Genomic DNA, 20,720 nt, shown 5'->3' with positions numbered 1-20,720 from the left:
TTCAAATGCGGTGGCTTGCGAGTCGAGGCGTAGCCGTACCTGCTCACATTCGGGTCGCGGAGGATATCAAGGTGGAGGCTGGCAAGCTGAAAGTCGTTTTCAAGCATGGCCTGATCCGGGTTGAGTATCGCGAGGTTGAGCTGCTGGCACGGATTGGAAAACAACGTAATGCCGCGTTCCGGGCCGGCTTTCAACAAAGAGTGCTTGCGCAACAAGCTAGAAGCCCCAAGCCCCAAGCCCCAAACCCCAGATGCAACAAAGCCCGCACTAGGCGGGCTTTGTTGATGCTTCGTTTGGTGGAGCCGGGGGGATTTGAACCCCCGTCCGCCAGTACTCCGCTGTCGGTACTACATGCGTAGCCGTGTCTATTAAGTTAACCCTCAGCGACCCGACGGGCAGGGTGCTTTGGGCGAGTTGTGTAAGTTTTAGCCGCTTCGTCCACAACGTACTGCACGGCGATTCTGTTCTATATGACAATCACTTTGGGTTTACAGACATCCCCTGATGATTGCTGGACCCGAAGGTACCAGGAGGGAAGGGCTAAGGCTGCTTACGCAGCGAGAGCGTATTCCCCGTAGGTTTCGTCATTGGCAACTATAGGAAGTTGCAACAGTGGATTTACGAGTTCTGTTACCAACTCGGCATGCACCTAAAGTTTCGCAACCGGCGTCGAATCCTAAACGGCCCCGAACCTGCTGTGTGTAACCAGCAGGTGAACACAGTGTACGCCAATGCGTGGAGCGAGTCGACCTTCTGTCCACGCTTGCGTATCAGAGGCGGATTACTGGCTGTTCTTGTGGCTTTGGACGGACTGCAGCGCTTGCTGCGTCAGGGCTACGCATTCCCGGTCGTTTTTCGCGTCATAGGCGGATTTGGCTTGCTGGAGTTTGCTCGTGGCGTCGCTTTGTGTGGCGGCATCGAGCTTGGTCGCATTGGCCAGTTCGCTGGTGAGTGTTTGAAGATTCCTTGCGCACATATCGCTCTCGTTTGAGGCAAAGGCGTGGGAGGTTGTCAGTGTCGCGCAGATAAGCAGTCCGGCCAGGGCGGATCGCTTCATGGGGTTTCTCCTTGAACAGCGTCGGGAAGCAAGGGGCTTGGGCTTAACAGATAGACTGTGGCGGCGCACAAGGGTTCTTGTGGTGCGAGAAAAATAGCGTTGTTTTCGTCGGCAGGAGAGTACAGCAAAGGGGCCGAGTGCCCCTTGCTGGATAGCGTCGATTTCAGACCGTTTTGGCTTGGGTCACCCGGTCTACCAGGTAAACCAGCCCGTGGTAGTCGATCCCGCCATGCTGGCTCAGGCCGATTTCACAGGTACGACTGGTGGAGATGCCTTCGCTGCAATGCTGCACGGCGTCTTTCAATGTGCGCAGTGAGTGAGCGTTCAGCTCGGGCGTGGTGAAGCCCTTGTCGCCGGCAAACCCGCAGCAGTGAATGCCTTCCGGAATCACCACGTTCTTACTGCAACGTCGCGCCAGATCGATCAACGCCTGGCTCTCGCCGAGGTGCTGAGTGCTGCAGGTCACGTGCACCGCAATCGGCGCTTCCTGGGGCGTGAAGTCCAGTCGCTCGATCAAATGCGTGCGAATGAAGCGCACCGGGTCGTACAGGTCCAGGCGTACATCGCCAAGGTCTTGCACCAGGCGCAAGGTGCAGGGGCTGGTGTCGCAATAGATCGGGTCGAGCCCGCCGCGGCTGGCGTGCAGCAGCGCACCGATCAGTTCCTGGCGTTTGTGTTCGGCTTGTTCGGCATAGCCCTTGGAGGCGAATGGCTGACCGCAGCAGAGGTTGTCCTGATTGTCCGGCGAAACTACCTGGTAGCCAGCCTTTTCCAGCAGGCCACGGGTCTTGTCGTAGAGCGACATTTGCTCCTTGTCTCCCGCCGCCGGACCCATGACCCGAGACACGCACGCCGCCAGATAGACCACGCGCGGACGCTCGTCGGTCACTGTCGGGCTGAAGCGAATCGCTCGTTCCGGTTGCGGCATGGCGTTGGTCCACTGCGGGATTTGCCCTTTCGACAGCCTGGTCAGCGCAGCAGAAATCTTCGTCAGCCGCGGCGCACCCAGCAGCATCCGCGCACCGTTGGCCACGTGCAGCGTGAAGCGCGCACCTTGCAGCGCGGTGGCGAAATTTCCTTCGAGCCAGTTGGCGGTTTTCGTCCGGGTTGCCGTGTGGCTACGGAGTTTTTTCACCAGTTCGCCGGTGTTGATTCCGACCGGGCAGCGTTGTGCACAGAGGCCGGTGGCGGCGCAGGTGTCGAGGCCTTGATATTGATAAGCCTCTTCCAGCGCCGAGGTGTCGACGCCAGCGCGTTTTTTCGCCTGAATGTCACGCCAGATCACGATGCGCTGGCGCGGGCTCAAGGTCAGGCCTTTTGACGGGCAGACCGGTTCGCAGAAGCCGCATTCGGTGCATTTATCCACAATCTCGTCGGCGGCCGGCAGCGGTTTCAGGTGCTTGAGGTGGATCTGCGGATCTTCGCTGAGCACCACGTCCGGGTTAAGAATCCCGTTCGGGTCGAGCAGGCGCTTGAGCTGCCACATCAACTGATAGGCATCGCTACCCCATTCCAGTTCGACGAAGGGCGCCATGTTGCGTCCGGTGCCGTGTTCGGCTTTCAGCGAGCCGCCAAACTCGACGGCGACCAATTGCGCCACGTCGTCCATGAACGCCTGGTAGCGTGCGACTTCTTCCGGGCTGTTGAAGCCTTGGGTGAAGACGAAGTGCAGATTGCCTTCCAGCGCATGGCCGAAAAGGATTGCTTCGTCGTAGTGATGTTTGTCGAACAGCTCGATCAAACGGTTCACACCAGCCGCCAGTTGCTCCACCGGGAAGGTTACGTCTTCGATGATCACCGTGGTGCCGGTTTTGCGCACCGCACCGACAGCGGGGAAGGTGTCTTTGCGGATCGCCCACAGCTTGGCGTTTTCTGCCGGGTCTTGCGTGAAGTCGACCTGTTTCTCCACCGGGAACGCGGCCAGTGAATTCATGATCTGCGCCAGCTGTTCGTGCAACAACGCAGTTGATGCAGCGCGGGATTCGATCAGCAAGGCGCAGGCGTTGGCCGACAGTTGCTGGACGAAGGCCGGCATTCCGGGTTTGTCCTGCACCGAGCGCAGGCTGCGACGGTCGAGCAATTCCACAGCCGAGACCGGTTGGGTTTTCAGCACCGTCACGGCGTTGCAGCAGGTTGCGACATCCGGGAAGACGATCAGCGCCGAGGCTTTGTTCGGATGTTCGATCACCGTGTCGTAGGTCACTGCGCTGATAAACCCCAGCGTGCCTTCGGAGCCCACCAGCAAGTGGCTCAAGATATCCACAGGTTCGTCGAAATCCACCAAGGCATTGAGCGACAGGCCGGTGGTATTTTTCAGACGGTATTTGTGGCGAATCCTTGCGGCCAATTCGCTATTGGCGCGGGTCTCGCGGCCGAGTGTCGCCAGGCGTTCCAGCAGTTCAGCATGACTGTTGCGAAACGCCGCGACACTGGTAGCGTCCTCGGTGTCGAGCCGGCTGCCATCGGCCAGTACCAGGCGAATGCCGGCCAGCGTGTGGTAGGTATTTTGCGCAGTGCCGCAGCACATGCCGCTGGCGTTGTTGGCGACGATGCCGCCGATTTTACAGGCATTGATTGACGCCGGATCGGGGCCGATCTTGCGGCCAAACGGTGCCAGCCAAGCGTTCGCCTGTGCGCCGATCACGCCCGGTTGCAGACGGATTTGTGTGCCCTGACTGCGGATCTCGCGACCGTTCCAGTTGTCGCCAAGGACGATCAGCACCGAGTCGCTGATGGCCTGGCCAGAGAGGCTGGTGCCAGCGGCGCGGAAGGTCACCGGCACCCGGTCACGCTGGGCCAGTTTGAGCAGTGCAACCACTTCATCTTCAGACTCGACACGAATCACCAGCTTCGGGATCAGCCGATAGAAACTCGCGTCGGTGCCGAAGGCCAGGGTCGAGAGCGGGTCGTCGAAACGCCGGTCCTCTGGAATCAGTCGCTGCGCATCACGCAGGAAAGCCGCCGGTAGACTCATTGGTCCTCCAGGATCAGCACCACCAGGTCTTTCGGGCCGTGGGCGCCGTAAGCCAGGACTTGCTCGATGTCGGCGGTTTTCGACGGGCCGGATACCAGCAAGGCGTTAGTCGGCATGCCTTGGGCCCACTCGTACTCTTGTTGCACCTGATAAAAGTTGTCGCGAATTTCACTGGCCTTGAGCAGGGCGAAATGCACCGGCGGCACCAGGCTCATCAGCCGTGGTTCTTCGCGGGTCGGCCAGATGATCAAGCTGCCGGTGGCGGCGATCGCTCCGAGGGTGGTAGTCAGGCTGGCAGGGGTGTCGTTGAACAGTTCCGCCTTCCACTCTTCCACCGGACGGTCGTAGGCCTTGAGTGTGGGCAGCTCGGGATTGTTCGCCCAGTGCTGCGTGACACGTTGACCGTGCGGTGTAGTCGGTGCGATCAGCAGGCTCGGCAACTGTCGGTCGCGCAGCAATTGCGCGAGCAACTCGGGCCAGCCTTGCTCGCTGGTCAGGTGGATTTCGGTGTGCACCGCTTCCATCAGTTTGCGCAGTTGCGGGATGCGTTGTTCCGGGGTGTAGGTGTAAGGCTCGGTCACCAGTGCTTCGTCGAAGTTGTCAGGCACTGGCGTGGTGCCGGTCAGGCTATTGCGCAGTTTGGCGAGGATGTTTTGCTTGGCGCTCATCAGCGATCTCCCTGTTTGGCCAGATGCTCGCGGGCCATGTCGTGCAGTGAGCGAGCGGCAGGTTTCGGCGCACTGTGGTTTTGTGTCCACGGGCCAATGTTGTTTGGCGTGAGGGCGCGCAGGCGAGTGGCGAAAAAGCCGAACAGCCGATACAGCGTCGGCGAGCTGTTGAGCTTGGCCCAGGCGTTCCAGATGAAGCGCTCTTTGCGCGAGTACTTGCTGCCTTGGCCGCGCATCACTTGATGAGGGCTGTCTGGGGCTTTGACGTTTTCTTCGCGTAGGCGGCGCAGCAGTGCCGGGATCGGAATTTTTACCGGGCAGACTTCACCGCAGGCGCCGCACAGAGACGAGGCACTCGGATGGTCCGGGACTTTCGCCAGGCCAACCAGGTGCGGGGTGATGATCTTGCCGATCGGCCCCGGATAAACTTCGCCATAAGCGTGGCCACCGATGCGTGTGTAAACCGGGCAATGGTTCATGCAGGCGCCGCAGCGAATGCAGTTCAGCGTCTGGCGCAGTTCGCTGTCGGCAAAGGCCTGGCTGCGACCGTTGTCGAGCAAAACCAGGTGCACTTCTTGCGGGCCGTCGAGTTCATGTGCCTTGCGCGGGCCGGAGATCATGTTGACGTAAGTGGTGATTGGCTGACCGAGGGCCGAGCGTGTCAGCAAGGAGAGCAGCGGTACAACGTCGCGCAGGTTTTCGACGACTTTCTCGATCCCGGTAACGGCGATGTGTACCGGCGGCACGGTGGTCGACATGCGGCCGTTGCCTTCGTTTTCCACCAGCAGCAGGGTGCCGGTTTCGGCCACGGCGAAGTTGACGCCGGAGACGCCGATGTCCGCTTCGAAGAATTTCTGCCGCAAGACCTTGCGGCCGATCTGAATGAGTTGGTCAACGTCCTTGGTGTATTCCACGCCAAGTTTGTCGTGGAACAAGGACGCGACCTGACCGGCATTCTTGTGGATCGCCGGCATAATAATGTGTGAAGGCTTCTCGTGGTCGAGCTGGACGATGAACTCGCCCATGTCCGACTCAAGGCATTCAACGCCTTGTTCAGCGAGGACATGGTTCATCTCCATCTCTTCGCTGACCATCGATTTGCCCTTGATCACTTGCCGCGCCTCGTGAGCACGGATGATCGACAAGACGATGCCATTGGCCTCGTCCACCGTTTCCGCCCAGTGCACTGTCACACCGTTGCGGGTCAGGTTCTGTTCCAGTTGCTCGAGCAGGTCGGGCAACTTGGATAACGCGCGGGCACGAATAGCATTGCCCAGTGCGCGTAAGTGTTCTCGCTCGAAGGCATCGCTGAAGGACGCTGCCCGCTTTGCCATCAGTGAATCCATTGCACTGCGAAAGTTGTTTCGCAGTTGCTTGTCACCCAACGCCTCGTGAGCCCGGGTGCGAAAATCTTCTTCAACCGCCACCGTTGGAATCAGCGTGGAAGTGCTCATTTTGCACCTCCGGTACGCTGCCAGAGGAAGCTGGCCAGATGTTGGCCGCGTAACGCTTCGTTCTGTTTTTCCAACGAGCCGTTGATGTTCATCAAACAGCCGCAGTCGGCGCTCAGCACCGTGTGTGCGCCGGATTCCTTCAGGGCTTTGGTCTTGTCAGCGACCATTGCACCGGAAATGTCTGGCATTCGGACGCTGAATGTCCCACCAAAGCCACAGCATTCACTTTCGTGATCGTGGTCGACCCGCTTCACGTTGCTCAGCTGCGACAACAACTCGCGACCATGCAAGTGGGTGTTCATCTCCCGCCGTGCCGAGCACGAGGTGTGCAACGCCACTTTGACCGGCTTGCCGCTGTCCTTGAGCTGCACCTTGCAGACGAACAGCAGAAACTCGGCCAGCTCATAAGTCCGTGCTGCAAGGGCCTGGACCTGTTTCAAGGTGTCCGGCTCGTCCTTGAACAAGTCGGCGTAATGTTCACGCAGCATGCCCGCGCAGGAGCCTGAAGGCACCACCACCGGATAATCCCCGGCAAACAGCGCCAGTTGCGAGCGCGCTACGGTCCGGGCCTGTTCGGTGTAACCCGAGGTGTAGGCCGGTTGTCCGCAGCAGCTTTGCCCTTGCGGGTACTCCACGCGAATGCCTTCGCGTTCGAGCAAGTGAATCGCGTCCATCCCGGCGTCGGGATAAAACAGGTCGACCACACACGTGCCGAACAGGTAGACCCGCTGCGGTTTCTCGCTGGGGTACTGGCGCGGTTCAGGCAGTGGCGGGGCGACACGGGTCGCGTTCGGCACAGCGTTGTAAAAAAGCTCGCTCATCAGGCGTGTCTCCGGGTGGGCCCGGTTATCCGTCCGCTGAGGCTGCTGACTATAAAGCGGGAAGCTTTCAGCAGCCTTGCAGACCGGGTGGTGAGTCGCTGACGCCGGAGTTAAAGTCCGGCGTCGGTTCTTTCTGTGTTGCTCGTAGTCTTAGTGCACCAGCATGCCGGTAAACCAGTAGGCCTGGGCCAGTGTGATCAGGCCGACGATAGTGGCAAAGAATAGGCTGTGCTTGAGGGTGAAGCGGAACAGGTCGGATTCCTTGCCCACCAGGCCAGTCGCGGCGCAGGCCACGGCGATCGATTGTGGCGAGATCATCTTGCCGGTCACGCCACCACTGGTGTTCGCTGCCACCAACAGCACGTCGTTGACGCCGATCTGGTGTGCGGTGGTCGCTTGCAACGAGCTGAACAGCGCGTTGGACGAGGTGTCCGAACCGGTCAGGAACACGCCCAGCCAGCCAAGGAATGGCGAGAAGAACGGGAAGGCCGCGCCGGTGGCTGCCAGTACCAGCGCCATGGTCGATGACATGCCCGAATAGTTGGTGACGAAGGCGAAGGCCAGCACCATGCCGATCGACAAAATAGGCCAGCGCAGTTCAAAGAAGGTTTCTTTTAAAGTGGTAAGACCAATTTTGAAGTTGATCTTCAGGATCAGCATCGAGATCAGTGCGGAGAAGAAAATCGCCGTGCCGGTCGCCGAAATCGGATCAAGTTTGAACACTGCAGGAATCGCAGTCGGGGCGGCTACGATCGGGGCCGTCTTGATCACCAGTTGGTCCAGGTGCGGGATGGCGAAGTTGAACACCCAGCTGTACATCGAACCGCCGGCGGCGAACATTGCCTTGAAGGGCTTGAGGGTCCAAATGGTCACCAACGCGGTGAGGATCAGGAACGGCGACCAGGCCTTGAAGATCTCGCCGAAGCTGTACGGCGAAGGCTGGGTCGTACGCGGTTGACCGAAGCCGCCGGCGCTTCTCACGGTTGCGGCACCGACGCTGGCGGTCGCTTCGGCGAACGAGCGCTTGGGCTGCCAGACCTTGAGGAACAGGGTCAGGGAAACCAGGCTGACCAGTGCCGAGGTGATGTCGGGCAGCTCCGGGCCAATGAAGTTCGAGGTGAAGAACTGGGTCACGGCAAAGCTCAAGCCCGCCACCAACGCTGCCGGCCAGGTCTCTTTGACGCCGCGCAGCCCGTCCATCATGAGCACCAGCCAGAACGGCACGAACACTGACAGCAGTGGCAGTTGGCGACCCGCCATGGCGCCGATCTTGAACGCGTCGATACCGGTTACTTGCCCGGCCACGATGATCGGAATCCCCAGTGCACCGAAGGCTACCGGCGCGGTGTTGGCAATCAGGCACAGGCCGGCGGCGTACAACGGGTTGAAACCCAGCCCTACCAGCAGCGCGGCGGTAATTGCTACCGGTGCGCCGAATCCGGCGGCACCTTCCAGGAATGCGCCGAAGCAAAAGCCGATCAGCAGCACTTGCAGGCGTTGGTCGTCGGTAATCGACAGCACTGAGCTGCGGATCACTTCGAACTGTCCGCTCTTGACCGTCAGTTTATAGAGGAACACCGCGGCCACGATGATCCAGGCAATCGGCCACAGTCCGTAGGCAAATCCATAGCCGGCAGCAGCGAAGGCCATGTCGACAGGCATCTGGAAGGCAAAGATCGCCACCAGAATCGACAGCGCCAGGGTGATGCTCCCGGCGACGTGTCCTTTGAGGCGAAACACGGCCAAAGCGAGGAAGAAAAATACGATGGGGATAACGGCCGCGAGTGCGGACAAGCCGAGGCTGCCGAGCGGGCTGTAGAGCTGTTGCCAGGTTTGCATATGGGGTGGCCCCTAATTGTTGTTGGTCAGGCACTGGTCAGCGTTCTTGGTTAATTGGTAATACCAATTTACAATCGCTGTTGGCTAGGGTAAAAGCCTTGGGTGTGGTGTGTCAATTTGCCGCCCTGAAACTTTCGTCGAATGAGCGGTGCAGAGGTCATCTGATCTGTTCGATCAAACGCCGTCTGGTAGGTGCTGGCACGACGCCAATAGGCCAGAATAGAGAGCCCGGCGAGCCGTCGGGATCGTGGAGAATGAGTTATGGGGTTTGATCAGATTCGTCAGCGCCGTTTGTCTGACGATATTGTCGAGCGGCTCGAAGGGATGATCCTGGAGGGCACGCTGAAGTCCGGTGAGCGATTGCCGGCGGAGCGCGCTCTGGCTGAGCAGTTCGGTGTATCGCGCCCTTCATTGCGTGAGGCGATCCAGAAACTGGCGGCCAAGGGGCTGCTGGTCAGTCGCCAGGGCGGCGGCAACTATGTGGTTGAATCACTCGGTTCAACCTTCAGTGATCCGCTGCTGCATCTGCTGGAAAGCAACCCCGAAGCCCAGCGTGATCTGCTGGAGTTTCGCCATACGCTGGAAGCTTCATGCGCTTATTACGCTGCATTGCGCGCGACGGATGTTGATCGTGAGCGACTGACTGCGGCATTCGAAGAGTTGCAGGATTGCTACTCGCGGCATGATCAGGTGAGTCGTGCGGAAGAGGGGGCGGCGGATGCGAACTTTCACCTGGCTATTGCCGAAGCCAGTCACAACGCGGTGCTGTTGCACACAATTCGCGGACTGTTCGATCTGCTCAAGCGCAACGTGGTGACCAACATCGGTGGCATGTACAAGCAGCGCGTCGAAACCCGCGACATGCTGATCAGTCAGCACCGGGAGTTGTATCAGGCGATTATCGAAGGGCGTGCAGAGCAGGCGCGAGAAATTTCCAGTCGACACATTTTGTATGTGCAGGAAGTGCTCGAAGAAGTGCGTCAGGAAATGCAGCGCATGGCTCGGGCGGAGCGGCGCAAGGGGATGTAGCTGTGTGAGTGGATTTTGTGTGGCGAGGGAGCTTGCTCCCGCTGGGATGCGAAGCGGCCCTCAAGCCAGTCATTACAATCGCGCAGACGGAATATGTTTACCGGTTTACGACTGCTTCGCCCGAGCGCGGGCCGGCCTGCGGGAGCAAGCTCCCTCGCCACAGTGGTCGCGTTCGGGCTGGAAGATTAATCTTCCTTGCCCTTGTTCCGCACCGCGCGCTGCAACTCGCGACCGGCATCGCGTTCGCGCTCGGTATCACGCTTGTCGTATTCCTTCTTGCCCTTGCCCAGAGCGATCTCGCACTTGATCAAGTGCTTGCTCCAGTACAACGACAGGCAGACGCAGGCGTAACCCTTCTGTTGCACTGCGGCAAACAGCTTCTCCAGCTCGCGCTGGTTGAGCAGCAGTTTGCGCGTGCGCGTCGGGTCGGCGATGACGTGGGTGCTGGCGGTGGTCAGCGGAGTGATATGACTGCCGAGCAGCCACGCCTCGCCATCCTTGAGCAGCACATAACTGTCGACCAGTTGTGCCTTGCCTGCACGCAGACTCTTTACTTCCCAGCCGGCCAGGACCATGCCAGCCTCGAATCGATGTTCGATGAAGTAATCGTGTCGCGCCTTTTTATTCTGCGCGATGGTCCCTTCGGGGTGTTTCTTCTGTTTAGCCATAGGGGCGGCATTATAGGGAGTTGCGCGCGAGTCGGCTACGGTGAACCTGCGTGCTTGAGCGCATTGAGTGAATCCCGGACAATGCGCCCTCTTTTTTGATCGGTTGGGCGTGTTCAGGATGTCGTCAGACAAGGTTTCAGTCCACGGTAGTTGGGCTAGCCGTTGGGTTTTCATACTCGCTGCGACCGGTTCAGCCGTGGGGCTGGGTAGTATCTGGAAGTTTCCCTACATGGTCGGCGTCTATGGCGGCGGCGCGTTTGTGTTGGTGTTTCTGGCGTGTATTGCGCTGATCGGCGTGCCGGTGATGCTGGCCGAAACCCTGATCGGTCGTCGTGCCCGGCAAAGTCCGGCAAATGCCTTGAAGGTTCTGGCGCTTGAAGCCGGGCATTCGGCGAAATGGTCCTGGGGCGCGTTTGCCGGGATGATCACGGCGCTGCTGATCCTGTCTTTCTATAGTGTGGTGGGTGGCTGGTCGCTGGATTACATCATTGATATGGGGCGCGGTGATTTCCAGGGCGTGACGGCCGATCAGGTCGGCGCCTATTTTGGCGGGGTGATCGCCGACCCTTGGCGTCTGACGCTGTGGCATACCCTCTTCATGTTGCTGTCGGCATTCGTTATCGCCAAAGGCGTCGTCGCGGGGCTTGAGCGCAGCTTGCGGATCATGATGCCGTTGCTGTTCGTGATGCTGGTGATTCTGTTGGGCTACAGCCTGACCACCGGGCACTTCATGGAAGGCGTGCATTTCATGTTCGACTTCAACCCGGACAAATTGCTGGACGGCTTGCTGCCAGCCATGGGGCATGCGTTTTTTTCCCTTAGCGTCGGTGTGGGCTCGATCATGATCTACGGTGCTTATATGCCTAAGCATTCGTCGATTTCCGGGACCATCGTCGGCGTTGCGTTACTGGATACCTTTGTTTCGTTGCTGGCCGGCCTGGCGTTGTTTCCGATTGTGTTTGCTGCCGGTTTGAACCCAAGTGAAGGGCCAGGATTGATGTTTGTCAGCCTGCCGTTTGCCTTTGGTAACGTCGCATTCGGCCAGTTGATGGGGGTGGTGTTTTTCGTGCTGGTGGCGATTGCGGCCTGGAGTTCGGCGATTTCCTTGCTGGAGCCGATGGTGGCCTACCTGGTTGAGCGGACCAACATCCGTCGTGGCTGGGTGACGTTCTGGCTGGCATTCAGTTGCTGGTTTGTTGGTTTGGGAACGGTGTTTTCCTTCAATATCTGGAAGCAGGCCAAGTTTTTCGTGAATGATGGCGGTGCGTTTCACCTCTACCAGTGGGGGGCGCAAAATGGTCTGGATTTCTTTGGTGTGATCGATTTCTTCACCTCGCGGATCATGTTGCCGCTCGGTGGTTTGTGCTTTGTGGTGTTTGCAGGTTGGGTGATGGGCCGTGAAGCGGTGCGCGACGAACTGTCGATGCGCAGCCCGGCATTGTTTGCTCTGACATTGTTCTTGATGCGCTATGTGGCGCCAATCGGCATTCTTGTAGTGTTTGCCGCCCAGCTGTGGAAGTGACGCTGACATGACGACACATATTCAACGTTCGGCCCTGTTGCCGTATCCGGCACAAGCGCTGTATGACCTGGTCAATGACGTGGCGCGCTATCCGGAATTTTTGCCTTGGTGTTCCGAGGCTGAAGTGCTGGAGAGCTCTGCCGTGCACATGCGTGCAAGCGTAGGCGTTGCCAAGGGCGGGTTAAGCCAGCACTTTGTGACGCGCAATACGCTGGTGGCCGGGTCTTCGATCGAGATGCATCTCGAAGAGGGGCCGTTCAATCAGTTGCATGGTGTTTGGGTGTTCAAGGCATTGGGCGAGAAAGCCTGCAAGATCAGCCTGGACCTGTCGTTCGATTATGCCGGGCCGATTGTTCGGGCGACCCTGGGACCGTTGTTCAATCAGGCGGCTAACACGTTGGTGGACGCGTTCTGTCAGCGCGCCAAGCAGTTGCATGGTTAAGCCGGTGATTGACGTCGAGGTGGTGTATGCCGCCGTCGATCGGCAGATGTTGCTCAAGGTGGCGGTGCCTGTAGGCACTACACTGCGAGCGGCATTGGCTGAATCAGGCATCGCCGAGCAATTCCCCGAACTGGACCTGGCGGCGTGCCCCGTGGGGATTTTCGGCAAGGTGATTGCCGACCCTGAGAATCGTCAGGTTCAGGCGGGTGACCGCATCGAGATTTATCGAGCGTTGCTGGCGGATCCAAAAGAGGTGCGCCGATTACGTGCGGCCAAGGCTGCGGCGCAGGCCAAGGCCCGGGATCAGTAGATTTCCCAAATGACAGGCAACAAAAAGCCCGGCATGCCGGGCTTTTTGTTGTGTCGCAATTTATTGCGGCGATGTGTCCAACGGTGTTGGCGTCGGGACCGGAACGGTTTCGACCTTGTCGACGTCCTTCTGGATCTGGTCCAGCAGCGAACCTGGTTTTACCGGTTTCTCTGGCTTTGGCTTCTCGGCGTTTTCAGCAGGGGCGGTTACGGTGGTGCCGCTGTTCTTGCCGAGAATCGCTTCGTCACGGCTCACGCCAGGCATGAAATCACCCGACAGGCTGACAAGCTGGTCGTTAGGGTTGAAGATAACGCTGATGCGTTCCTGTTGGCGTTCACCGCCGCCTGGCTGCAGGCTATACAAGTAATCCCAGCGATCGGCATGGAACGTGTCGGTCAGCAGAGGGTTGCCCATGATAAACCGTACTTGCCGACGGGTCATTCCCGGGCGTAACTGGTCTATCATGTCCTGCGTGACGACATTGCCCTGCTGGATGTCGATTTTGTAAACCCCGGGGAATGAACAACCGGCGAGTGCGAGCAGTCCCACAAAGGTGAAACTGGTTAGCAAGAGCTTGGTGTTTTGCATCGGTGGGCGACTTCCACTATCTTGGCTGGGACAACGTAAACGCCGATCATACCCGCATTAAGAGTAGCTGCGAAGCAGCATCGCGAGAAAGCTGACCATGGTTGAAAATAGCGAACTACGCAAAGCCGGCCTTAAAGTGACCCTGCCACGGGTCAAAATTCTGCAAATGCTCGATTCCGCCGAGCAACGTCACATGAGTGCTGAAGATGTTTACAAGGCGCTGATGGAAGCTGGCGAGGATGTCGGTCTGGCCACGGTTTACCGTGTACTGACCCAATTCGAAGCGGCTGGTCTGGTGGTCCGTCACAATTTCGACGGCGGTCACGCGGTCTTCGAACTGGCGGACGGCGGTCACCACGACCATATGGTTAACGTGGAGAACGGTGAAGTGATCGAGTTCTTCGAGGAAGAAATCGAAAAGCTTCAGAAGGCAATCGTCGAGAAGCACGGCTTCGAGTTGGTGGATCACAACCTGGTGCTGTACGTACGCAAGAAAAAGTAAGCATGTCGCGCGGATTTCTGGTCCGCGATACGAACGAAGGCGACCCAAGGGTCGCCTTCGTGCTGTCTGGTGACTTTAGATTTTTGCCGTCACGACCATTTTCTTTGCGTGGGCCAGGGACTCCTTGGTCAGGTCGATCCCTCCCAGCATTCGCGCCACTTCTTCAATACGCTCGTTTTTACTCAGCTTGGACACGGCGGTGTGCGTGGCATCGTCACCGCGCACCTTGTGGACAAATAGATGCTGATGGCCCTGGGAGGCTACTTGCGGCAAGTGAGTGACGGTCAGCACCTGTCCGCGCTCTCCGAGGCGGCGCAAGAGCTGGCCGACAATTTCCGCTGTCGGGCCGCCAATCCCGACGTCCACTTCGTCGAACACCAGTGTTGGCACTCGCGAGGTTTGTGCGGTGATCACCTGGATGGCCAGACTGATTCGTGACAACTCACCCCCCGATGCGACTTTGGCCAGTGCCTTGAGCGGTTGCCCTGGGTTGGCGCTGACCAGCAGTTCCACCTGCTCGAGGCCGTTGGGCAGCAGTTCAGTGCTGGTGTTGGGGCGTAGCTCAATGGTGAAGCGGCCGCCGGGCATGCCCAGGCGTTGAATTTCCTGTTCGACGGCATTGGCCAGGCTGGTCGAAGCCTGATGACGCAGATCGCTTAGCTCTCGGGCTTTTTCCTGGTAATGCCGGGCGAATGCACCCAGTTCTTCGCTCAGTCGTTCGATGGACTCGTCGTTGGCATTCAGTGTCTCGATTTCGTCCAGCAGCCTTTGCTGAAGTTCTGCGACTTCGGTGGGCTGAATCCGGTGTTTGCGCGCCAGGGTGTAGATCGAATCCAGGCGTTCTTCGAGTTGCTGGAGGCGTGCCGGATCGGCATCGAAATGGTCGAGAAAACGGTTCAGCTCGCCGACAGCTTCTTCCACCTGAATTTGCGCGCTGGTCAGCAGATTGGTTGCTTCGCCCAGGGCGCCGACCGAGTTGCTCACGCTCGACAGGCGATTGAGGCTGGCTGTCAGGGCGTTCAGTACATTGCCGGAATCGCTTTCGCTGCACTGCTCGACCACTTGTCGGCAAATCCCCAGCAAGGTTTCGGCGTTGGTCAGGTTTTTGTGTTCCTGCTCCAGTTGCTCCAGCTCGCTCTCGCCGAGGCCGAGGTTTTCCAGCTCTTCGAGTTGGTAGCTGAGCAATTGGTGGCGAGCGCGCTGCTCGTCGCCGGAGTTGGAGAGGCGCTCCAGCTCCTGGCGAGTCTGGCGCCAGCGCTGGGCGGCCAGTTGCACCTGGCGGGCGAGGTCCGTGGCGCCGGCATATTCGTCGAGCAGCCGACGGTGCGTGTCGGTTTTCAGCAACGATTGGTGTTCATGCTGGCTGTGGATATCGATCAGCAGTTCGCCAAGGGCTTTAAGGTCGCCCAGCGGGCAGGGGCTGCCATTGATGTAGCCACGCGAGCGACCCTCGGCGGTAATCACCCTGCGCAGGATGCATGGGCCGTCGGTATCGAGGTCGCGCTCGGCCAGCCAGGTACTGGCTTCCGGAATATCGGCCAGGTCGAATGTGGCCAGGATGTCGGCCTTCTCGGCGCCTGGGCGAACCACGCCGCTGTCGGCGCGATCGCCCAGGGTCAGGCCCAGGGCGTCGAGCATGATCGACTTGCCTGCACCGGTTTCCCCTGTGATCACGCTCATCCCGCGATCAAGTTCCAGATCGAGATGTTCAACGATTGCGTAGTTATGTACGGACAGGTGCACCAGCATAGAGGCCGCTCCCAGGCTTTAGGTCTGGTTATTTATACAGTGTTTTGTTTCTGGCTGACAATGCCCGTGTTTAGCTCGATTTGCTTGGAAAATGGATTTTTTTAAAACCGCCGGGATATTAAATCAGTCGTTTTGTAAGGGTAATAGCGTTCAGAGTTCCGGCAGCCCTTGAACCTGGAATTTGCGACCCCATATACCGGGGCAGAAGCGCGAGTCGAGTTCGCGCACGATTTTGAAAGGAGAAATCTATGGCTGACGAACAGACGCTGGATACGCAAAATCCAGACGCCAATCAGGCTCCCGAAGCATCGGGTGAAGACCTGGCGGCTCGTGTACAAGTGCTCGAAGAGCAACTGGCTGGCGCGCAGGATCAGTCTTTGCGTGTTGCTGCCGATCTGCAGAACGTCCGCCGTCGCGCTGAGCAGGATGTAGAAAAAGCTCACAAATTCGCGTTAGAGAAGTTCGCCAACGACTTGCTGCCGATCGTCGACAGCCTGGAGCGTGGTCTTGAGCTGTCCAACCCGGACGACGAAAGCATCCGCCCTATGCGTGAAGGCATCCAGCTGACCCTGAAAATGTTCCAGGACACCCTGAAGCGTTATCAGTTGGAAGCGATCGATCCTGAAGGTGAGCCGTTCAACGCTGCGCATCATCAGGCGATGGCCATGCAGGAAAGTGCAGACGTCGAGCCCAACAGCGTGCTCAAGGTGTTCCAGAAGGGTTACATGCTCAACGGTCGTCTGCTGCGCCCGGCCATGGTCGTGGTCAGCAAGGCTCCGGCGCCGGTTTCGCCTTCGATTGACGAGCAGGCTTGAAATCCGCCGTAAGGCCCCCATTTAGATGTCAAGCGTTTAAGTGCTACCGCAGTTAGCCACCACTGCTGCGGCAACCAAATCCAAAGTTTCGGGAGAGTGAACATGGGCAAAATTATCGGTATCGACCTGGGGACTACCAACTCCTGCGTCTCCGTGCTGGAAAACGGCGTAGCCAAAGTTATCGAAAACGCTGAAGGCGCGCGTACTACGCCGTCGATCATCGCTTATGCCAACGATGGCGAGATCCTGGTGGGTCAGTCGGCCAAGCGTCAGGCTGTGACCAATCCGCACAACACCCTGTATGCGGTGAAGCGTCTGATCGGCCGTAAGTTCGACGAAGAAGTCGTACAGAAAGACATCAAGATGGTCCCTTACAAAATCGCCAAGGCTGACAATGGCGACGCTTGGGTTGAAGTGAACGGCCAGAAAATGTCGCCGCCACAGATCTCGGCTGAAATCCTGAAAAAAATGAAGAAGACCGCCGAAGACTACCTCGGCGAGACTGTGACTGAAGCGGTCATCACCGTTCCGGCCTACTTCAACGACAGTCAGCGTCAGGCGACCAAAGACGCCGGCCGTATTGCTGGCCTGGACGTAAAACGCATCATCAACGAACCAACCGCAGCCGCTCTGGCCTACGGTATGGACAAGGCCAAGGGCGATCACACCGTGATCGTTTATGACCTGGGTGGCGGTACTTTCGACGTCTCCGTAATCGAGATCGCCGAAGTTGATGGCGAGCACCAGTTCGAAGTGTTGGCCACCAACGGTGACACCTTCCTGGGCGGTGAAGACTTCGACATTCGTCTGATCGACTACCTCGTTGACGAATTCAAGAAAGAAAGCGGCATGAACCTCAAAGGTGACCCGCTGGCCATGCAGCGCCTGAAAGAAGCCGCTGAGAAAGCCAAGATCGAGCTGTCTTCGAGCCTGCAGACCGACGTTAACCTGCCGTACATCACTGCAGATGCGACCGGTCCTAAGCACTTGAACGTGAAAATCTCCCGCGCCAAGCTGGAAGCGCTGGTTGAAGACCTGGTTCAACGCACCATTGAGCCTTGCCGCATTGCCCTGAAAGACTCGGGTATCGACGTTGGCGCGATCAACGACGTGATCCTGGTCGGCGGTCAGACCCGTATGCCACTGGTTCAGAAACTGGTGACCGAGTTCTTCGGTAAAGAAGCCCGTAAAGACGTTAACCCGGACGAAGCCGTTGCCATGGGTGCTGCTATCCAGGGTGCAGTATTGGCCGGTGACGTGAAAGACGTCCTGCTGCTCGACGTCAGCCCGCTGACTCTGGGTATCGAAACCATGGGTGGCGTGATGACTGCGCTGATCGAGAAAAACACCACGATTCCTACCAAGAAATCGCAAGTGTTCTCGACTGCCGATGACAACCAGGGCGCAGTGACCATTCACGTGCTGCAAGGTGAGCGCAAGCAAGCTGCGCAGAACAAGTCCCTGGGCAAGTTCGACCTGGCCGAGATTCCACCAGCACCACGTGGCGTGCCACAAATTGAAGTGACCTTCGACATCGACGCCAACGGCATCCTGCACGTAGGCGCCAAAGACAAGGCTACCGGCAAGACTCAGTCGATCGTGATCAAGGCCAACTCCGGTCTGTCCGAGGAAGAAATTCAGCAGATGATTCGCGATGCTGAAACCAACGCTGACGAAGACCGCAAGTTCGAAGAGCTGGCCACTGCCCGTAACCAGGGCGACGCGCTGGTTCACTCGACGCGCAAAATGGTCGCTGACGCTGGCGATAAAGTGACTGCTGAAGAGAAGACCGCAATCGAAGCCGCCGTGGTTGCCCTGGAAGCCGCTGTTAAAGGCGACGACAAGGCTGCTATCGAGGCCAAGGTTGAAGAGCTGTCGAAAGTCTCCGCTCCAGTGGCGCAGAAGATGTACGCCGAACAGGCTCAGCCAGCTGACGGTGCGGCACCGCACGCTGAAAAAGCTGAGAAGGCTGACGACGTTGTCGACGCTGAGTTCGAAGAAGTCAAAGAACACAAGTAAGTTGTTGGTCGGCCGGTTGACTGCCTTTGTGCGGTGACTGGTAGGATGTCGCCGCGCGGGAGCTTGCTCCCGCGTTGGCGTGTCTGGAGTAGACGAATTTTTACAGCATGCGACAGCGTTCGGATGCTGGCGGTGCGGACGGGGATGCTCCTGCTTTCCGATCCACAGGTATCGCATCGAATCAAAGACCAGGATCGTTGAATTGACGTGAGTTGGGTCCGGGCCTGTATTGGGGCTCAACGAGTTTGGCGAAGCTCAGGAGGGGTTTGCCGAACGTCCTTAAGAGTGCAAAGACTTATGGCAAAGCGTGACTATTACGAAGTGTTGGGTGTTGAGCGTGGCACGAGCGAAACGGACCTGAAAAAGGCCTACCGTCGCTTGGCAATGAAGCACCACCCGGACCGTAATCCTGACGACAAAGCGTCGGAAGAAAAATTCAAGGAGGCCAACGAGGCCTACGAAGTACTGTCCGATTCCAGCAAGCGCGCGGCGTACGACCAGTACGGTCATGCCGGTGTCGACCCAAGCATGGGTGGCGGCGGTGCTGGTTTTGGTGGTCAGAACTTCTCCGATATCTTCGGTGATGTGTTCAGTGACTTCTTCGGTGGTGGTCGCGGCGGTTCCCGTGGCGGTGCTCAGCGCGGTAGCGATCTGCGCTACACCCTGGAGCTGAACCTGGAAGAAGCGGTGCGTGGCACAACCGTGAATATCCGTGTTCCAACACTGGTCAACTGCAAGCCGTGCGACGGGTCGGGTGCCAAGAAAGGTTCTGCGCCGGTCACGTGCCCAACCTGCGGCGGTATCGGTCAGGTGCGCATGCAGCAAGGCTTCTTCTCGGTGCAGCAAACCTGTCCGCGTTGCCATGGTCAGGGCAAGATCATTTCCGATCCATGCAACTCCTGCAATGGCGAAGGCCGTGTCGAAGAGTACAAGACCCTGTCGGTGAAAGTGCCGGCTGGCGTTGATACCGGCGACCGTATTCGTCTGTCTGGCGAAGGCGAGGCGGGGACTCAAGGTGGGCCGACTGGCGACCTGTACGTGGTGATCAACGTGCGCGAGCACGCGATCTTCCAGCGTGACGGCAAGCATCTGTTTTGCGAAGTGCCGATCAGCTTCGTCGATGCAGCGCTGGGCGGCGAGCTGGAGATTCCGACCCTTGATGGTCGGGTCAGGCTGAAGATTCCTGAAGGCACGCAGACCGGCAAGCAGTTCCGGGTGCGTGGCAAGGGCGTGGCACCGGTTCGTGGCGGTGGCGCGGGCGACCTGATGTGCAGTGTGGTGGTCGAGACTCCAGTCAATCTGGGGCGTCGTCAGCGCGAACTGCTGGAAGAGTTCCGCAGTTCCCTGGCGGACGACAACAGCCATTCGCCGAAAACCACCGGTTGGTTCGAAGGCGTGAAGCGCTTCTTCGGCGATCTGTAAGGAGTCGGGCATGCGACGTATAGCTGTGATGGGCGCTGCCGGGCGCATGGGCAAGATCCTGATCGAAGCGGTGCAGCAACGCGCACCACTCACTGGTCTGACGGCGGCAATCGTGCGCCCTGGCAGCACGCTGATCGGCGTGGATGCTGGTGAGCTGGCCGCGCTGGGGCGGATCGGTGTGCCGCTGTCCGGTAACCTGGAAATGGTGGCGGCTGAGTTCGATGTGTTGATCGACTTCACGCTCCCGGAGGTCATGCTGAAGAACCTGGCGTTCTGCCGCAAGGTGGGCAAGGCCATGGTCATCGGCACTACGGGGCTGGATGCTGCGCAAAAGCAGTTGCTGGCCGAGGCAGGCAAGGACATTCCAATTGTCTTCGCCGCCAATTTCAGTGTTGGCGTGAACCTGTCGCTGAAGCTGCTCGATATGGCGGCTCGTGTGTTGGGTGATGATGCTGATATCGAAATCATCGAAGCCCATCATCGAAACAAGATCGATGCGCCTTCAGGTACGGCTTTGCGCATGGGCGAGGTGATCGCCAGCGCACTGGATCGTGATCTGCAGAAGGTTGCGGTCTATGGGCGCGAAGGCCACACCGGTGTGCGCGAGCGCGAAACCATCGGTTTCGCCACGGTTCGCGGCGGTGATGTGGTCGGCGATCATACGGTGCTGTTCGCCTGCGAGGGCGAGCGCCTGGAAATCACCCATAAAGCGTCCAGTCGCATGACCTTCGCCAAGGGCGCGGTACGTGCCGCGTTGTGGCTGGATGGTCGTGAGCCGGGTCTTTACGACATGCAAGACGTGCTCGACCTGCGTTAAGATGCAGTCGGAATCGGGCTCAAA

18 protein-coding genes and 1 other RNA gene are annotated in these 20,720 nt (G+C 58.7%); 9 read left to right on the top strand and 10 right to left on the bottom strand.

Going from position 1 to position 20,720, the window contains the following annotated elements; all coding sequences use genetic code 11:
* Nucleotides 1-294: 294 nt before the first annotated feature.
* The 7 genes from ssrA to AABM55_RS25010 all read right to left on the bottom strand — a co-directional run bounded on the left by ssrA (nucleotide 295) and on the right by AABM55_RS25010 (nucleotide 8,813).
* Nucleotides 295-688, bottom strand: a transfer-messenger RNA (tmRNA) gene (gene ssrA, locus AABM55_RS25040).
* Between the two features lie 93 nt (nucleotides 689-781).
* Complete coding sequence (locus tag AABM55_RS25035; RefSeq protein WP_103318571.1) at nucleotides 782-1,057, bottom strand: hypothetical protein; 276 nt, start codon at nucleotides 1,055-1,057, stop codon at nucleotides 782-784.
* 163 nt (nucleotides 1,058-1,220) lie between these two features.
* Nucleotides 1,221-4,031, bottom strand: a complete 2,811-nt coding sequence (locus AABM55_RS25030) for an FAD-binding and (Fe-S)-binding domain-containing protein (RefSeq protein WP_347928034.1) — start codon at nucleotides 4,029-4,031, stop codon at nucleotides 1,221-1,223.
* Nucleotides 4,028-4,699 (bottom strand): lactate utilization protein C, encoded by a 672-nt coding sequence (locus tag AABM55_RS25025; RefSeq protein ID WP_347928033.1) that lies wholly within the window; start codon nucleotides 4,697-4,699, stop codon nucleotides 4,028-4,030. Before AABM55_RS25025 ends, AABM55_RS25030 begins: the two co-directional genes overlap by 4 nt.
* Nucleotides 4,699-6,153 (bottom strand): LutB/LldF family L-lactate oxidation iron-sulfur protein, encoded by a 1,455-nt coding sequence (locus AABM55_RS25020; RefSeq protein WP_054594081.1) that lies wholly within the window; start codon nucleotides 6,151-6,153, stop codon nucleotides 4,699-4,701. The genes AABM55_RS25025 and AABM55_RS25020 overlap by 1 nt, the downstream gene beginning before the upstream one ends.
* A complete protein-coding gene (locus AABM55_RS25015; protein WP_347928032.1) occupies nucleotides 6,150-6,974 on the bottom strand; it encodes a (Fe-S)-binding protein in 825 nt (274 codons plus the stop codon). The genes AABM55_RS25020 and AABM55_RS25015 overlap by 4 nt, the downstream gene beginning before the upstream one ends.
* A gap of 150 nt (nucleotides 6,975-7,124) precedes the next feature.
* Complete coding sequence (locus AABM55_RS25010; protein WP_347928031.1) at nucleotides 7,125-8,813, bottom strand: lactate permease LctP family transporter; 1,689 nt, start codon at nucleotides 8,811-8,813, stop codon at nucleotides 7,125-7,127.
* 261 nt (nucleotides 8,814-9,074) lie between these two features.
* Between AABM55_RS25010 and AABM55_RS25005 the strand changes: the two genes are divergently transcribed.
* Complete coding sequence (locus AABM55_RS25005) at nucleotides 9,075-9,842, top strand: FCD domain-containing protein (RefSeq protein ID WP_103318583.1); 768 nt, start codon at nucleotides 9,075-9,077, stop codon at nucleotides 9,840-9,842.
* 185 nt (nucleotides 9,843-10,027) lie between these two features.
* Here AABM55_RS25005 and smpB read toward each other — a convergent pair whose 3' ends face one another.
* A complete protein-coding gene (gene smpB / locus AABM55_RS25000) occupies nucleotides 10,028-10,510 on the bottom strand; it encodes an SsrA-binding protein SmpB (protein ID WP_019691770.1) in 483 nt (160 codons plus the stop codon).
* A 118-nt stretch (nucleotides 10,511-10,628) separates the two neighbouring features.
* Between smpB and AABM55_RS24995 the strand changes: the two genes are divergently transcribed.
* Genes AABM55_RS24995 through AABM55_RS24985 form a run of 3 tightly spaced genes read left to right on the top strand, consistent with a single transcriptional unit; the run spans nucleotide 10,629 to nucleotide 12,784 of the window.
* The gene (locus AABM55_RS24995) at nucleotides 10,629-12,032 is read left to right on the top strand and encodes a sodium-dependent transporter (protein WP_103318585.1); all 1,404 of its coding nucleotides are present in this window, start codon (nucleotides 10,629-10,631) and stop codon (nucleotides 12,030-12,032) included.
* Nucleotides 12,033-12,039: 7 nt separating this feature from the next.
* On the top strand, nucleotides 12,040-12,474 hold the full coding sequence (locus AABM55_RS24990; RefSeq protein ID WP_054594076.1) for a type II toxin-antitoxin system RatA family toxin: 435 nt from the start codon (nucleotides 12,040-12,042) through the stop codon (nucleotides 12,472-12,474).
* Complete coding sequence (locus AABM55_RS24985; protein ID WP_347928030.1) at nucleotides 12,467-12,784, top strand: RnfH family protein; 318 nt, start codon at nucleotides 12,467-12,469, stop codon at nucleotides 12,782-12,784. Before AABM55_RS24990 ends, AABM55_RS24985 begins: the two co-directional genes overlap by 8 nt.
* Nucleotides 12,785-12,844: 60 nt before the next feature.
* Here AABM55_RS24985 and AABM55_RS24980 read toward each other — a convergent pair whose 3' ends face one another.
* Nucleotides 12,845-13,372: an outer membrane protein assembly factor BamE gene (locus tag AABM55_RS24980; RefSeq protein WP_054594074.1), complete on the bottom strand. Its 528-nt coding sequence runs from the start codon at nucleotides 13,370-13,372 to the stop codon at nucleotides 12,845-12,847.
* A 97-nt stretch (nucleotides 13,373-13,469) separates the two neighbouring features.
* Here AABM55_RS24980 and fur point away from each other — a divergent pair, with 97 nt between their 5' ends.
* The gene (gene fur, locus AABM55_RS24975; protein WP_019691775.1) at nucleotides 13,470-13,874 is read left to right on the top strand and encodes a ferric iron uptake transcriptional regulator; all 405 of its coding nucleotides are present in this window, start codon (nucleotides 13,470-13,472) and stop codon (nucleotides 13,872-13,874) included.
* Nucleotides 13,875-13,949: 75 nt separating this feature from the next.
* On the opposite strand, the gene recN is transcribed toward fur, so the two are convergent.
* The gene (gene recN, locus AABM55_RS24970; protein ID WP_054594073.1) at nucleotides 13,950-15,623 is read right to left on the bottom strand and encodes a DNA repair protein RecN; all 1,674 of its coding nucleotides are present in this window, start codon (nucleotides 15,621-15,623) and stop codon (nucleotides 13,950-13,952) included.
* 248 nt (nucleotides 15,624-15,871) lie between these two features.
* Between recN and grpE the strand changes: the two genes are divergently transcribed.
* From grpE to dapB, 4 genes are all read left to right on the top strand, one after another.
* Nucleotides 15,872-16,438, top strand: a complete 567-nt coding sequence (grpE, locus tag AABM55_RS24965) for a nucleotide exchange factor GrpE (RefSeq protein ID WP_054594072.1) — start codon at nucleotides 15,872-15,874, stop codon at nucleotides 16,436-16,438.
* Between the two features lie 102 nt (nucleotides 16,439-16,540).
* Complete coding sequence (dnaK, locus tag AABM55_RS24960; RefSeq protein ID WP_054594071.1) at nucleotides 16,541-18,457, top strand: molecular chaperone DnaK; 1,917 nt, start codon at nucleotides 16,541-16,543, stop codon at nucleotides 18,455-18,457.
* A 297-nt stretch (nucleotides 18,458-18,754) separates the two neighbouring features.
* Entirely contained in the window at nucleotides 18,755-19,879 is a 1,125-nt protein-coding gene (gene dnaJ, locus AABM55_RS24955; RefSeq protein WP_054594070.1) for a molecular chaperone DnaJ, read from the top strand.
* Nucleotides 19,880-19,889: 10 nt separating this feature from the next.
* Nucleotides 19,890-20,696, top strand: a complete 807-nt coding sequence (dapB, locus tag AABM55_RS24950) for a 4-hydroxy-tetrahydrodipicolinate reductase (RefSeq protein WP_054594069.1) — start codon at nucleotides 19,890-19,892, stop codon at nucleotides 20,694-20,696.
* Nucleotides 20,697-20,720 lie beyond the last annotated feature (24 nt).

Origin of the sequence: Pseudomonas helvetica, assembly GCF_039908645.1 — a bacterium.
Taxonomy (GTDB): Bacteria; Pseudomonadota; Gammaproteobacteria; order Pseudomonadales; family Pseudomonadaceae; genus Aquipseudomonas; species Aquipseudomonas helvetica.
The sequence above is the reverse complement of the archived record's forward strand: the minus strand, read 5'-3'. Positions and strand labels throughout refer to the sequence as shown.

What these genes read in the sequence shown, in the direction of transcription:
- AABM55_RS24995 (WP_103318585.1), top strand. Translation starts at nt 10,629, where the DNA reads ATGTCGTCAGACAAGGTTTCAGTCCACGGTAGTTGGGCTAGCCGTTGG.
- AABM55_RS24990 (WP_054594076.1), top strand. Translation starts at nt 12,040, where the DNA reads ATGACGACACATATTCAACGTTCGGCCCTGTTGCCGTATCCGGCACAA.
- fur (WP_019691775.1), top strand. Translation starts at nt 13,470, where the DNA reads ATGGTTGAAAATAGCGAACTACGCAAAGCCGGCCTTAAAGTGACCCTG.
- grpE (WP_054594072.1), top strand. Translation starts at nt 15,872, where the DNA reads ATGGCTGACGAACAGACGCTGGATACGCAAAATCCAGACGCCAATCAG.
- AABM55_RS24980 (WP_054594074.1), bottom strand. Translation starts at nt 13,372, where the DNA reads ATGCAAAACACCAAGCTCTTGCTAACCAGTTTCACCTTTGTGGGACTG.
- dnaK (WP_054594071.1), top strand. Translation starts at nt 16,541, where the DNA reads ATGGGCAAAATTATCGGTATCGACCTGGGGACTACCAACTCCTGCGTC.
- AABM55_RS25030 (WP_347928034.1), bottom strand. Translation starts at nt 4,031, where the DNA reads ATGAGTCTACCGGCGGCTTTCCTGCGTGATGCGCAGCGACTGATTCCA.
- AABM55_RS25025 (WP_347928033.1), bottom strand. Translation starts at nt 4,699, where the DNA reads ATGAGCGCCAAGCAAAACATCCTCGCCAAACTGCGCAATAGCCTGACC.
- dapB (WP_054594069.1), top strand. Translation starts at nt 19,890, where the DNA reads ATGCGACGTATAGCTGTGATGGGCGCTGCCGGGCGCATGGGCAAGATC.
- AABM55_RS25035 (WP_103318571.1), bottom strand. Translation starts at nt 1,057, where the DNA reads ATGAAGCGATCCGCCCTGGCCGGACTGCTTATCTGCGCGACACTGACA.
- recN (WP_054594073.1), bottom strand. Translation starts at nt 15,623, where the DNA reads ATGCTGGTGCACCTGTCCGTACATAACTACGCAATCGTTGAACATCTC.
- dnaJ (WP_054594070.1), top strand. Translation starts at nt 18,755, where the DNA reads ATGGCAAAGCGTGACTATTACGAAGTGTTGGGTGTTGAGCGTGGCACG.
- AABM55_RS25010 (WP_347928031.1), bottom strand. Translation starts at nt 8,813, where the DNA reads ATGCAAACCTGGCAACAGCTCTACAGCCCGCTCGGCAGCCTCGGCTTG.
- AABM55_RS24985 (WP_347928030.1), top strand. Translation starts at nt 12,467, where the DNA reads ATGGTTAAGCCGGTGATTGACGTCGAGGTGGTGTATGCCGCCGTCGAT.
- AABM55_RS25005 (WP_103318583.1), top strand. Translation starts at nt 9,075, where the DNA reads ATGGGGTTTGATCAGATTCGTCAGCGCCGTTTGTCTGACGATATTGTC.
- AABM55_RS25020 (WP_054594081.1), bottom strand. Translation starts at nt 6,153, where the DNA reads ATGAGCACTTCCACGCTGATTCCAACGGTGGCGGTTGAAGAAGATTTT.
- smpB (WP_019691770.1), bottom strand. Translation starts at nt 10,510, where the DNA reads ATGGCTAAACAGAAGAAACACCCCGAAGGGACCATCGCGCAGAATAAA.
- AABM55_RS25015 (WP_347928032.1), bottom strand. Translation starts at nt 6,974, where the DNA reads ATGAGCGAGCTTTTTTACAACGCTGTGCCGAACGCGACCCGTGTCGCC.